At 60.7% G+C, this 12,950-nt stretch carries 13 protein-coding genes and 2 tRNA genes; 12 read left to right on the top strand and 3 right to left on the bottom strand.

What is annotated here, in order from left to right; translation table 11 throughout:
• Positions 1-356: 356 nt before the first annotated feature.
• The 3 genes from ACTQVX_RS07125 to ACTQVX_RS07115 form a co-directional block, all read right to left on the bottom strand.
• Positions 357-432 (bottom strand) — tRNA-Val (locus ACTQVX_RS07125).
• A gap of 57 nt (positions 433-489) precedes the next feature.
• Positions 490-2,358 (bottom strand): asparagine synthase (glutamine-hydrolyzing), encoded by a 1,869-nt coding sequence (gene asnB, locus ACTQVX_RS07120; protein ID WP_441015131.1) that lies wholly within the window; start codon positions 2,356-2,358, stop codon positions 490-492.
• Positions 2,359-2,561: 203 nt separating this feature from the next.
• On the bottom strand, positions 2,562-2,777 hold the full coding sequence (locus ACTQVX_RS07115; RefSeq protein WP_441560690.1) for a hypothetical protein: 216 nt from the start codon (positions 2,775-2,777) through the stop codon (positions 2,562-2,564).
• A 201-nt stretch (positions 2,778-2,978) separates the two neighbouring features.
• Between ACTQVX_RS07115 and ACTQVX_RS07110 the strand changes: the two genes are divergently transcribed.
• The 12 genes from ACTQVX_RS07110 (at position 2,979) to lysS (ending at position 12,933) form a co-directional block, all read left to right on the top strand.
• The gene (locus ACTQVX_RS07110) at positions 2,979-4,496 is read left to right on the top strand and encodes a Mur ligase family protein (protein WP_441560688.1); all 1,518 of its coding nucleotides are present in this window, start codon (positions 2,979-2,981) and stop codon (positions 4,494-4,496) included.
• A gap of 130 nt (positions 4,497-4,626) precedes the next feature.
• Positions 4,627-5,538: an HAD family hydrolase gene (locus tag ACTQVX_RS07105; protein ID WP_441560687.1), complete on the top strand. Its 912-nt coding sequence runs from the start codon at positions 4,627-4,629 to the stop codon at positions 5,536-5,538.
• 53 nt (positions 5,539-5,591) lie between these two features.
• Positions 5,592-6,476: a glutamate racemase gene (murI, locus tag ACTQVX_RS07100; protein ID WP_117769301.1), complete on the top strand. Its 885-nt coding sequence runs from the start codon at positions 5,592-5,594 to the stop codon at positions 6,474-6,476.
• A gap of 52 nt (positions 6,477-6,528) precedes the next feature.
• A complete protein-coding gene (gene rph, locus ACTQVX_RS07095) occupies positions 6,529-7,254 on the top strand; it encodes a ribonuclease PH (RefSeq protein WP_441560685.1) in 726 nt (241 codons plus the stop codon).
• A 142-nt stretch (positions 7,255-7,396) separates the two neighbouring features.
• Positions 7,397-8,038 carry an RdgB/HAM1 family non-canonical purine NTP pyrophosphatase gene (gene rdgB, locus ACTQVX_RS07090; RefSeq protein ID WP_118206636.1) on the top strand — a complete coding sequence of 214 codons (642 nt, stop codon included), beginning with the start codon at positions 7,397-7,399 and terminating at the stop codon, positions 8,036-8,038.
• A 3-nt stretch (positions 8,039-8,041) separates the two neighbouring features.
• A complete protein-coding gene (dtd, locus tag ACTQVX_RS07085) occupies positions 8,042-8,488 on the top strand; it encodes a D-aminoacyl-tRNA deacylase (protein ID WP_441560683.1) in 447 nt (148 codons plus the stop codon).
• 114 nt (positions 8,489-8,602) lie between these two features.
• Positions 8,603-8,899 (top strand): Veg family protein, encoded by a 297-nt coding sequence (locus ACTQVX_RS07080; RefSeq protein ID WP_118206416.1) that lies wholly within the window; start codon positions 8,603-8,605, stop codon positions 8,897-8,899.
• Positions 8,900-8,901: 2 nt separating this feature from the next.
• Complete coding sequence (gene ispE / locus ACTQVX_RS07075; RefSeq protein WP_441560681.1) at positions 8,902-9,798, top strand: 4-(cytidine 5'-diphospho)-2-C-methyl-D-erythritol kinase; 897 nt, start codon at positions 8,902-8,904, stop codon at positions 9,796-9,798.
• Positions 9,799-9,847: 49 nt separating this feature from the next.
• A tRNA-Pro gene (locus tag ACTQVX_RS07070) sits at positions 9,848-9,924 on the top strand.
• A 112-nt stretch (positions 9,925-10,036) separates the two neighbouring features.
• Positions 10,037-10,312 carry a twin-arginine translocase TatA/TatE family subunit gene (gene tatA / locus ACTQVX_RS07065; RefSeq protein WP_195838497.1) on the top strand — a complete coding sequence of 92 codons (276 nt, stop codon included), beginning with the start codon at positions 10,037-10,039 and terminating at the stop codon, positions 10,310-10,312.
• Between the two features lie 106 nt (positions 10,313-10,418).
• Positions 10,419-10,889, top strand: coding sequence for a transcription elongation factor GreA (gene greA / locus ACTQVX_RS07060; protein WP_006234960.1), 471 nt, complete (start codon positions 10,419-10,421; stop codon positions 10,887-10,889).
• 79 nt (positions 10,890-10,968) lie between these two features.
• Positions 10,969-12,933: a lysine--tRNA ligase gene (gene lysS / locus ACTQVX_RS07055; RefSeq protein WP_441560680.1), complete on the top strand. Its 1,965-nt coding sequence runs from the start codon at positions 10,969-10,971 to the stop codon at positions 12,931-12,933.
• The last annotated feature ends 17 nt before the right edge of the window (positions 12,934-12,950 follow it).

The following is a 12,950-nucleotide window of genomic DNA, read 5'->3' as shown; positions in this document are numbered from 1 at the left end:
GTCCGCGTGCGGCTGGCGCCGCCCGCGCCCCGCTTCGTCGCTCCGCTCCTCGCGTGCTGCGCTGGAAAACGCTTCGCGTTTCCTCAGCTCCGCACCCTTGCGGGTTCGAATCCCATGCACCGGGCGCAAACAAAAACGGTCCCCTTGCGAGGACCGTTTCCAATTCAGTGGTGGGCGATGAGGGATGTCCGCGTGCGGCTGGCGCCGCCCGCGCCCCGCTTCGTCGCTCCGCTCCTCGCGTGCTGCGCTGGAAAACGCTTCGCGTTTCCTCAGCTCCGCACCCTTGCGGGTTCGAATTCCTCTGCACTGGGCCCAAAAAGGAAAGGCCCCCATCGCTGGGAGCCTTTTCAATCAAGTGGTGGGCGATGAGGGATTCGAACCCCCAGCCTTGTGCGTGTAAAGCACCTGCGCTAACCGTTGCGCCAATCGCCCGCGGGAATTGAGTATAGCGGAAACCCTGCGGGGTTCACCGCTAATTCATAACGAAATCTAAGCGGAGACTTCGGTGCCCTTGTTCTCGTCGATAAAGAAGCGCTTGTACCAAATGAGGAACGTCAGCGTGGTATAGATCTTGCGCTGGTTGAGCGCGCGGCCCTCAAAGTGATCGTCGAGCAGCTTCATGAGCGCATCGGTGTCAAAGAAATCGGCAGCCCACGGTGCGGTGAAGTACTCCTTGACGTAGTCGTAGTATTTCTGCTCGCGCAGCCAGAACTTAACTGGCACCGGGAAGCCAACCTTCTTGCGTGTTGCCCACTCATCGGGCAGCGTGCGATTGGCGGCGTGGCGCAGGACAAGCTTGCAGCCCTCTTCGTTGACACGGTAGTTGGCGGGAATATGCTCGGCGAACTCCATGACCTTTTTGTCCAGGAACGGAACGCGGAGCTCCAGGGAGTGTGCCATGCACATCTTGTCTGCCTTGAGCAGAATGTCGCCCGGAAGCCACATGTTCATATCCAGATATTGCTTCTTAGAGAGCTCGCAGCAGTCGGGGACCTGCTTGTAGTACTCTGCGCACATTTCGGAGGCGTTCTTGCCGGTGTCGTAAGCTGGCTTGAGAACCTCGTCAACCTCGGACGGGTCGAACACCTTTGCCTGGCCCACGTACCAGCGCTCGGGGACCTCGGCGCACTTGGTCAGGAAGTTGTGACCCTTAAAGTAGGGGAGATGCTGAACGAGCGAGCCCAGGGCACGGCGCACGCCGAGCGGCACGCGCTTCTTGAAGGATCGCATCTCGGGGGTGTCCTCGTACCACTCGTAGCCGGCAAACAGCTCGTCGGCGCCCTCGCCCGAAAGGACGACGGTAACTTCCTCGGCGGCCATCTGTGCCAGATAGTACAGCGGTACGCTGGAGAGGTTCGATTGCGGCTCGTCCATGTGGTACTGGATATCGGGTAGCGCGTCGAAGAACTCGTCGGCGGTGATCATCTTGCGCACGTTCTTAATGCCAAGCTTGTCGGAAAGCTCGGCGGCGTAGTTGGTCTCGTTGAAGTTCTTGTAGTCAAAGCCGACGGAATACGTGGTGTCGGGCATGAGGCAGGCGGCAATGTAGCTGGAGTCGACGCCGCCGGAGAGGAACGAGCCAACTTTAACATCGGCGATGCGGTGCGCGGCAACGCTCTCGTGCACGACCTTGTCGCACTCGTCCACGTACTCCTCGAAGCTCTTGGAGTTGTCATCGGTAAAGTCGCAGCTCCAGTAGCGCTTGATATCCATAGTGTTGGTCGTAAGGTCGTACGTAAAGCAATGCGCGGGGGCAAGCTTGAACACGCCCTTAAAGAACGTCTCCTCCGTGGCAGGGAACTGCAGCGTGAGGTAGGGACGCAGCGCATCGCGGTTGACGGCCTTCTCAAACTTGGGGTGGTCCAGGAAGCTCTTGATCTCGGAGCCAAACAGCAGCGAGCCGTCGGAGGCCCGGTAGTAATAGAACGGCTTGATGCCAAAGATGTCACGGGCGCCGAAGAGCTTGTTCCTGTTCTGGTCGTGAATCACGAACGCATACATGCCGCGCAGGCGGTTGACCAGGTCCTCGCCCCACGCCTCGTAGCCGTGCACCAGGACCTCGGTGTCGGCGTTGCAGTGGAAGACGTAGCCGGCAGCCTCGAGCTCGGCGCGAAGCTCCTGGAAGTTGTAGATCTCGCCGTTGAAGACGATGGTGACCTTGCCGTCATCGCTCGACATGGGCTGAGCGCCAGCCTCGGAAAGGTCGAGAATCGAAAGACGGCGGAAGCCGAGGGCGACGTTATCGACGATGTGCTGGCCACCCATATCCGGCCCGCGATGGATGATGCGATTCATCATGGCCGTGAGAACCAGCTCACTCTGTTCATCTGTACCGGTAAAACCGACAAAACCGCACATGCAAGATCCTTTCTGCTGACGGCTTAGGTGCGCTGCCGCAAGGTTTGCAGCAGTCGATATCAATCAATCCTTACTATCATGCCAATCTTTTGCTTCGTGATGGGGCATAAGCGCCGAGGGGACCGAAAAACCACGGCCCGCACGTTGGGTGAAGCGGCGGGCCGTGACTACGACGATTGCTGTGTGTGGGAGCGCGAGAGGGGCTAGCGCTTGCCGCGCTTGGCAAGGCGGTGCTCTACCTTGGTGACGACGTGGATGAGCGGAATCGTCACAACCAGATAGTAGGGTGCGGCGCAAATGTAGGGTGTGATGTTGCCCGTGGTGGTCGTGAGGTTTTTGGAGAACAGCATGAGTTCCATGACGCCGACGCTCGAAAGCAGCGACGTGTCCTTGTAGAGCATGACAAACTCACAGGTCATCCCCGCATCACGCGCATTTGTAGGGCGGGGGTTTGTTATTTCGAATTAACCCTGCGCTGGTCCTTGCAAGTTTTTAGGGTGCTGAGACACTCGCAAGGTCAGGTGGCATATTAGGATGGTTGATAATACAGGGGCGCGACCGGATTCATCTGGGACGGTTTTTGCTCTTTTAAGGTTAGGTTTAGCGAGAAAGGTCGTTATATGTCGGGTACGACGAAGGAGAAGCTGGCTTTGATGCGCTATGTGGAGCTGCTCGAGGCCGAGGCCCTTGTTGTTTCCAAGCCGGATACTCTTTGCGACCAGCGCATCGAGTTTGCGACCGACGACTCGCGCCAGGTGCGTCCGGGTACATTGTTTGTCTGCAAGGGCCGTGCGTTCAAGCCCGAGTATCTAGTCTCGGCGATTGCCGAAGGCGCCGTGGCGTACGTGTCCGAGGTCGATTACGACGTCGATATTCCCGCTGTGATCGTCAACGATATCCGCCGTACGCTCGCTGTGGTGGCGGACGCCTATTACGGTCATCCCTCGGGCAAGGTGAAGGTCTGCGCTTTTACGGGCACCAAGGGCAAGTCGACCTGCAGCTTTTATCTGCGTGGCATTCTTGCCAACGAGGCTAAGCTCACGGGCCGTCATCGACCAGCCCTCAACACGGGTATCGAGTTCGATGACGGTATCGAGGTCGGTCCTTCTAAGCTAACGACCCCCGAGTCCTTCCTTTTGCAGTCGCGTATCGCACATGCCGCCGAGGCGGGCGCTCCGTGGCTGGTCATGGAGGCGTCGAGCCAGGGCCTCAAATACGAGCGTACGGGCAAGATTGACTTTGAAGTGGGTGCCTTTACCAATATCGGTGAGGACCATATCTCGCCGATCGAGCACCCCACGCTCGAGGATTACTTTGCCAGCAAGCTCAAGATTTTTTCGCAGAGCCGCTTTGCCGTGGTCAACCTCGATATGGACCACGTCGACCGCGTGCTCGAGGCGGCGTCCCGCTGCGAGCGCACGGTGACGTTCTCGCTGACCGATGGACGCGCCGACGTGCGCGCGTTGGCCATTCGCAACGGCGATTGCGGCGTGATCGCCACGGTCCGCACGCCGCGCTTTACGCGTGACATCGTGATCCCCACGCCCGTCAAGTTCAACGTGTCCAATGCGCTTGCCGCGATTGCCTGCGCCGAGGCCCTCGGCATTTCCGAAGAGGGCATCGTCCATGGCTTTGAGGGCGTCTTTGTTCCCGGTCGCATGGAGCTCTATCCGTCTGCATCGGGCAAGATTTTGGGCGTCGTTGACTATGCGCACAACGGCATGAGCCTCGAGACGCTTTTGCGCGACCTGCGCGAGAACTATCCCGAGCGCGAGCTGGCGGTTGTCTTTGGTGCAACGGGAGGCAAGGGTGTCGATCGCCGTACTACGATGGGTATCGCTGCCGGCAAGTACGCCGATCGCATCGTGATTACCGAGGATGACCCGGGCCCCGAGGACGTCGAGGACATCTGCGCCGAGATTGCGCGCAATGTCCAGGCGCAGGGAAACGATAGCTGGCAGATCGTGTGCGACCGCGCCGCCGCTATCGAGACGGCCGTGCGCGAGACCGACCGCCCCGCTGTGGTTATCGTGACCGGCAAGGGCGAGGAGGAGTGCATGCTGCGCAAGAACGGACCCGAGCCCTGCGAGCGTGATGGCTCGGTTCTCAAGCGCATCCTTGCGGCGTACGACGCCTAAGCGCCGCTGCCTTTAGGATGGCGTCTACGGATCCTCGACGCCCGATGATGCAGTGCCTCTCAAGCGTGTTCACCTTAGGGAAAACGCGGTACCAAGATTAAGTCTTTTCTACGTAATAAATGGAGTGACCATGTCCCACAACACCCTGCCGACCGTTGCCGAGCTTTCGGGCGAGATGCGCGAGCGCCTTGCCAAGGTCAAGTACGTCTTTACCGATCTGGACGCCACGATGCTCGCGCCCGGCTCGTGCGTGCTGCGCGACAACGACGGCAATCCCTCGACCAAGCTCGTCGAGGCCGTCGTGGCGCTTGCCCGCGCTGGCATCCAGGTAATTCCCACCTCGGGTCGCAACCGCACCATGATCCACGAAGATGCCCGCGTGCTCGGCCTCAACTCCTACATTGGCGAGATGGGTGGCCTGGTCATGTACGACCTCAAGGCCAACGACTGGGAGTATCTGACCGGCGACATGCCTTACGACCCCGCCTGCGGCCTTACGCCGCACCAGGTGATTGAGCAGACCGGCGTGTGCGAGAAGATTCTCGCTCGCTGGCCGCACAAGATCGAGTACCACAACGACATGTCGACTGGCTATAAGTACCGCGAGGTCACCGTCGGCATGCGCGGCGATATTCCCGATGACGAGGCGCAGGCCATCCTCGACGAGGCCGGCTGCGGTCTGGTCTGGGCCTGCAACGGCCACTTGACTCATCTGTCCAAGCCGACGACCCTCGAGCTCGATCGCGTCGAGGACGGTCGTGCCTTTAACATCAATCCGTCGGGTCTCGACAAGGGCGTGGCGGTCGCGCGTTTCTGCGAGCATCTGGGCATCGAGCGCGACGAGACGCTGGCACTCGGCGATTCCGAGTCTGATTTCTACATGGCCGACCACGTGGGCACGTTCTGCCTGGTCGAGAACGGTCTGACCAGCGCCGGCGCGTCCGAGTTTCTTGCGTCCTGCGATAACGCCTTTGTCACGCGCGGCAGGATCGTTGACGGCTGGGCGGCGACGGCGGAGCTGCTCGTCGCGGCCCGTCCATAGCGCAGTGCCGTTACGCTTGGCCATATCTTTTCGAGAGAGAATCTGGTGAGGTAATGTCCGATATCGAGAATCTGGCCGGTGATACGCGCCCCATCGGCGTGTTCGACTCGGGTTTGGGCGGCTTGACGGTTGCGCGCGCGATTGCGACGGCGCTTCCGCACGAGTCCGTCTACTACTTTGGCGATACCAAGCGCTGCCCTTACGGCACCCGCACCGAGGACGAGGTGCGCTCGTTTGCGCTACAGGCGGGGCGCTGGCTTTCGAGACACGACGTCAAGATCATGGTCATCGCCTGCAATACGGCGACGGCAGCGGCGCTTCGCCTGGCTCAGCAGGTGCTCGATGTCCCCGTGATTGGCGTAATCGCGCCGGGCGCGCGTGCCGCCATCAACAGCACCCGCACGCGCCGTGTGGGCGTGCTCGCCACCAACCTCACCATCCGCTCGGGCGCCTACACGCGCGCCATCCAGGACTTGGATGCCGGCGTGGACGTGTATGGCTGCCCTGCCTCGAGCTTTGTCGAGGTTGTCGAGCACGAGCTCGCCTCGGGCGCGCATCTGCAGGAGCAGTGGCTCGAGAACGAGGATATTTTTGATACGCCAGCCGTTCGCGCGCTGGTCAACGCCACAGTCGAGCCACTGCACGATCGTGGCATCGATACCGTGGTGCTCGGCTGTACGCACTTTCCGTTGCTGGTGGGCCCCATCCGTCATGCGTTGGGGCCCGGGGTGCGCGTGGTGAGCTCCGCCGAGGAGACCACCCGCGAGCTGACCGATATCCTCACGCGCCGTGAGCAGCTGGCGGGCAACACCGCCGAGCCGCAGCATCGCTTTGCCACCACGTCCGACAACATTGCCGAGTTTGCGGTGGCGGGCAGCTTTATCTTTGGCCAGCCGCTCAAAAGCATCGAGCATGTCGATATCGATGAACTCGGTTAGGCACGCAATGTCGCCGGAGTCTTCGCCACTCTTTTGCCGAAAGGATAGTTCCATGGAATATATGCAGGTCAACCGCGCCAACGGCCGCGCCGCAAACGAGCTGCGTCCCGTTAAGCTCACCCGCGGCGTCATGAAGCACGCCCACGGCTCGTGCCTGGCAGAGTTTGGCGACACGCGCGTGCTGTGCGCCGCTACCATCGAGGAGGGCGTTCCGGGCTGGCGCAAGGGCGCCAAGGCCGGTTGGGTAACGGCGGAATATGCGATGCTGCCGGCGTCGACCGGCAAGCGCTGCAAGCGCGAACATGCCAACCGCAAGGGCCGTTCCATGGAGATCGAGCGCTTGATCGGCCGCAGCCTGCGCACCGTCGTCAACATGAAGGCGCTCGGCGAGTACACCGTTACCGTTGACTGCGATGTGATCCAGGCCGATGGTGGCACGCGTACGGCGAGCATCACCGGCGCCTGGGTGGCGCTGCACGACGCCCTTGCCATGTGGGTCGAGGAGGGCAAGCTCGAGCGCATTCCGCTTACCGGTCAGGTTGCCGCTATTTCCATGGGCGTCGTCGACGGCAACACCCTGCTCGACTTGGATTATTCCGAGGACAGCCACGCCGAGGTCGACATGAACCTCGTCGCCACCGACTCCGGCGAGATGATCGAGCTCCAGGGTACCGGCGAGCAGGCGCCCTTCGACCGCAAGCGTCTCAACGCCCTGCTCGATCTGGGCGACAAGGGCATCGCCGAGCTCATCGAGCTTCAGCGTCAAGCCCTCGCCTAACCTGCCAAAAGGGGATGTTGATTTTGGCAGGTTTAATCTGCGAAAACGCCGAAGTATAAGACTGCCGTTGATTGAGAGGGGAGAGGCCGAGGCCCTCGTCGTCCTCTACACGGCATTGCTATAAGAGACAAGGAGGCCGGCTATGGCACTTGAGAAGATTGACATCGACACCCTCGACCCGGCGGCGACCATTGTTGTGGCCACGGGTAACGCCCATAAGCTCACCGAGATCGAGGCCATTTTGGGCAAGGTCATGCCCGAGGTGCGCTTTGTGGCGCTCGGCCAGCTGGGCGATTTTGAGGACCCCGAGGAAAACGGCACGACGTTTTTGGAGAACGCCATCATCAAGGCGCAGGCTGCGGTCGAGGAGACGGGCCTTATGGCCATCGCCGACGATTCCGGCTTGGTCGTCGACGCGCTGGACGGTGAGCCGGGTGTGTATAGCGCGCGTTATGCGGGCGTACACGGCGATGATGCCGCCAACAATGCCAAACTTCTCGTTAATCTGGAAGGCGTGGCAGACGAGGATCGCACCGCACGCTTTATGAGCGTCGTTGCGCTCATCGACCAAGACGGCCTGGTCACCTATGGCGAGGGCGCCTGCGAGGGCGTTATCGCACACGAGGGCCGCGGCGACCACGGCTTTGGCTACGACCCGCTGTTCCTGCCGGTCGATACACCGGGCAAAACTATGGCCGAGCTCACAGCGGACGAGAAGAACGCCATCAGCCATCGTTTCCATGCACTCGAGCACCTGTCCGCCAAACTCACGGGCGAGGAGTAGGCCGTGCGTGCGGTGGTGCAGCGCGTGCTCAACGCCGGTGTGACGGTCGACGGCGAGTGCGTGGGCCGCATTGGGCGCGGCTATCTGGTATTGCTGGGTGTGGGCCATGGCGATACGCGTGCCGAGGCCGATAAACTATGGGGCAAGCTCCGCGGGCTGCGTATCAACGAGGACGAGAACGGCAAGGCTAACTTGGCGCTTGCCGATGTCGACGGCGAGGTGCTCGTGGTGTCGCAGTTTACGCTGTTTGCCGATTGCCGCCACGGCCGTCGTCCGTCGTTTACGGATGCTGGCGCGCCCGATGTCGCCAACGAGCTTTACGAGTACTTTCTGACGCTCGTCGCCCAGGACGTCGACCACGTGGCGCGCGGCATCTTTGGCGCCGACATGAAAGTCGACCTGGTCAACGACGGCCCGTTCACCATTGTCCTCGATACCGACAATCTGTAAGTAGCCTAATTAGCTACTTGCGTGGGGTTGTAACAGGGTGCTATAGTATTAGAGTTTTGTCTATCTTAGGGGTATTATCCCCTTTTTGAATTGCACCTTCTGGAGGCCCTGTTCATGGAAGAGATGGAAGTCAATTACGTCGACGACATCCACGAGAAGCTGACCGATATGGTGGGCGATCGCGTCAAGGTGAAGGCCAACATGGGCCGTACCCGCGTTGTCGAGCGCATGGGTACCATCAAGAGCGTCCACCCGGCTGTCTTTATCGTCGAGGTTGACGAGCGCCGCGGCCGCAAGTCGCGTCAGTCCTACCAGTACATCGACGTCCTTACCGGTCAGGTTGAACTGTTCGACCCCGAGAGCGGCGAGCACATCTTTACTCCGCTCGGCAACCAGCTCGAGGAGCATTAACGGTGACCGATCGGTCCCTCATCCTTACTGCGCCGGCAAAGATTAACCTCTACCTGGGGGTTCATACCGAGCGCGATACCCGCGGCTACCACAACGTCGATTCCCTGATGGCAGCTGTCGGCCTAGCCGATACCGTGACGGTCACGCCGGCGCAGGCGTTGACCGTCCAGACGGTTCCGGCATCAGATTTTCCCATGCAAAAGAATACTGCCTACCGCGCCGCCGTCGCCATGGCCGATCATTTCGGGCGCGAGGCAAACGTGTGCGTGACGATTGAGAAGCGCATCCCGCTGTGCGCCGGCCTGGGCGGCCCCTCGACGGATGCCGCGGCGGTTATCGTTGCCCTGGCTGAGCTGTGGGGCATCGACCGCACTGATCCTGCGCTGGACGAGATTGCGCGTGGCATCGGCGCCGACGTGCCGTTCTTTTTGCATGCGAGCCCCGCATTCTACGTGGGTGGGGGAGACGTTCTGGCAACTGAGTACCCCGCGCTTCCTGTGACGCCCGTTGTGCTGGTCAAGCCGCGGGAGGCGAGCGTTTCGACAATTGAGGCCTATCGACGTTTTGACGAGGCCCCGGTGCCCGCGACTGCGCCCGGTGCCATTGCATCGGCTCTTCGCGTGAGTGATGCGAAGATGGCGTATTCGCTCATCCATAACAACTTGGGCATCATTTCTGCTTTGATGGAGCCGCAGATCCAGGCGGTTCTCGACTGGCTGCGCGCACAGGAGGGAACCGTTGCCGTGGACGTGTGCGGGTCGGGTGCCTGCTCGTTTGCCATTTGCGACACCGCCGCCACGGCCGAAAGGCTTGTCGACGCCGCCCAGCAAAATGGCTGGTGGTCCTGCGCGACTGAGCTTATTCCCAACACGGTTCAAATCGACGCGCCAAAGAAATAAAAATTTCTCTAGCACGTGGCGAAAAACTTTGTTACTATAGTCGAGCTAACGGGTTGTGGCTCAGTTTGGTAGAGCACTGCGTTCGGGACGCAGGGGTCGCTGGTTCAAATCCAGTCAACCCGACCAGAGCATGAGAAGGGACCGCTTCTTGCGGTCCCTTTTTTTAGCTATTGTTGTGATACCGCGATACCCGCGGTATACTCATTCGAGCTTGTCTCGCTGTTTTGTGGAGGTCTACATGTTTGGACTGAGGGCTCCTGAGCTCATCATTATTCTCGTCGTTGTCCTGATTATCTTCGGGCCCAAGAACCTGCCGAAGCTCGGCAAGTCCCTCGGCTCTACCGTCAAGAATATCCGCGAGGGTATGGAGGGCGACGATAAGGACGAGACCAAGCAGGCCGAGGACGTTGTGGTCGAGGAGTCCGAGGAGGACAAGAAGATCGCAGAGCTCGAGGCCCAGCTCGCCGCCGCCAAGAAAAAGAAGGCAGAGGACGGCGACGCGGACGCAGAGTAGTCCCATCCCTTTGGGGTGAGCACCTGACCGGCTTGCCCGCAGGCTAGCCGGTCTTTTTCGTTATGTTGACAGTTGATTGTTACATCATAGTTGGGGAGATATCCGTATGGACGCAAGCCAGATCGTACTGACCGCTGAGGGCCGCCAGAAGCTCGTCGAGGAGCTCGCTTGGCGTGAGGGCGATTACGCCAAGGAGATCGTCGAGGACATCAAGGAAGCCCGCGCGTTTGGCGACCTTTCGGAGAACTCCGAGTACGATGCCGCCAAGGACAAGCAGGCTCAGAATGCTGCTCGCATTGCCGAGATTCAGGCTATTCTCGCCAACGCTCAGGTTGCTGCCACCACGGGCGATCTGACCGTCTCCATCGGTTCCACCGTTTCGCTGATTGATCCCAACGGTGAGGTCATGGAAGTCACGCTCGTCGGTACCACCGAGACCAACTCGCTCGAGCACAAGATCTCCAACGAGTCCCCGGTCGGCCACGCCATCATCGGCCACGGCGAGGGCGACTCCGTCGAGGTCGTTACGCCTTCCGGCAAGACTCGCGTCTACACCATCGCCAAGATCGCACGCTAGACCACGGTCCCGCGTAAAGGTATGTTTTCGCTCCCTGGGACCGAATCCTGGGGAGCGTTTTAGTTTGAGGAGCTAACTTATGGCAGAGAACCAAAACGCCGCCGAGCAGGCATCGACGCTCAACGACGAGCGCGCCACGCGCCTGGCCAAGCGCGCCGCCCTGTTCGAGGCGGGCCAGAACCCCTATCCCGAGCACTCCGAGATCGAGGACTACGTTGCCGACATCGAGGCTAAGTATGCCGATCTTGCCGATGGCGAAGACACCGAGGACGTCGTGAAGATCGGCGGCCGCGTGGTCGCCAAGCGTGGTCAGGGCAAGATCATGTTCATCGTCGTGCGCGACGCAACGGCCGAGATTCAGCTGTTCTGCCGCATCAACGACATGGATGAGGCAGCCTGGAATACGCTCAAGGCCCTCGACCTTGGCGATATCCTGGGTGTGACCGGTGTGGTTGTGCGTACTCAGCGCGGCCAGCTCTCCGTCGCCCCTAAGAGCGCGACCCTGCTCTCCAAGGCCGTTCGCCCGCTGCCCGAGAAGTTCCACGGTCTCTCCGACAAGGAGACCCGCTATCGTCAGCGCTATGTCGACCTGATCGCCAACGACGATGTCCGCGAGACCTTCCGCAAGCGCTCGCAGATCCTCTCCACCTTCCGTCGCTTTATGGAGTCCGACGGCTACATGGAGGTCGAGACCCCCATCCTGCAGACCATTCAGGGTGGCGCTACGGCTAAGCCGTTCATCACGCACTTTAACGCTCTCGATCAGGAGTGCTACCTGCGCATTGCTACCGAGCTGCACCTCAAGCGCTGCATCGTCGGTGGCTTTGAGCGCGTCTTCGAGATCGGTCGTATCTTCCGTAACGAGGGCATGGACCTCACCCACAACCCCGAGTTCACCACGATGGAGGCCTACCGTGCCTTCTCCGATCTCGAGGGCATGAAGGCACTCGCCCAGGGCGTCATCAAGGCTGCCAACAAGGCCATCGGCAACCCCGAGGTCATCGAGTACCAGGGCCAGACCATCGATCTTTCCGGTGAGTGGGCAAGCCGCCCCATGACTGATATTGTCTCTGACGTGCTCGGCAAGAAGGTCACCATCGACACGCCTGTCGAGGAGCTTGCTGCCGCCGCGCGCGAGAAGGGCCTGGAGATCAAGCCCGAGTGGACTGCCGGCAAGATCATCGCCGAGATTTACGATGAGCTGGGCGAGGACACCATCGTCAACCCGACCTTCGTGTGCGATTACCCCATCGAGGTCAGCCCGCTCGCCAAGCGTTTTGAGGACGACCCGCGTCTGACCCACCGCTTTGAGCTGGTCATCGCCGGCCACGAGTACGCCAACGCATTCTCCGAGCTCAACGACCCGGTCGACCAGGCTGAGCGCTTTGCCGCCCAGATGGCCGAGAAGGCCGGCGGCGACGATGAGGCCATGGAGTATGACGAGGACTACGTGCGCGCCCTCGAGTACGGTATGCCTCCCGCGGGCGGCATTGGCATCGGTATCGACCGTGTGGTCATGCTGCTCACCAACCAGGCTTCCATCCGCGATGTCCTGCTGTTCCCGCACATGAAGCCCGAGAAGGGTTTCCAGTCCGGTGCCGCTGCCGCCAAGGCTGCCGAGGCCGACAACGCCGCGAGCCCGTTCGTTAAGTCGCTCAAGCCCACGCTCGATTACTCCAAGATCGCCGTTGAGCCGCTGTTTGAGGAGTTCGTCGATTTCGATACCTTCTCCAAGAGCGATTTCCGCGCTGTGAAGGTCAAGGCATGCGAGGCCGTCAAGAAGTCCAAGAAGCTGCTGAACTTTACGCTCGACGACGGTACCGGTGCCGACCGCACCATCCTCTCCGGCATCCACGAATACTATGAGCCCGAGGACCTGGTCGGCAAGACCCTGCTTGCCATCACCAACCTGCCTCCGCGCAAGATGATGGGCATCCCCAGCTGCGGCATGCTCATCAGTGCCATCCACGAGGAGGAGGGCGAGGAGCGCCTCAACCTGATCCAGCTCGACGCCTCCATTCCCGCCGGCGCAAAGATGTACTAATTGGTTCCGCCGTTCTA

It is taken from the genome of Collinsella sp. LCP19S3_A6 (assembly GCF_052122015.1).
Taxonomy (GTDB): Bacteria; Actinomycetota; Coriobacteriia; order Coriobacteriales; family Coriobacteriaceae; genus Collinsella.
The sequence above is the reverse complement of the archived record's forward strand: the minus strand, read 5'-3'. Positions and strand labels throughout refer to the sequence as shown.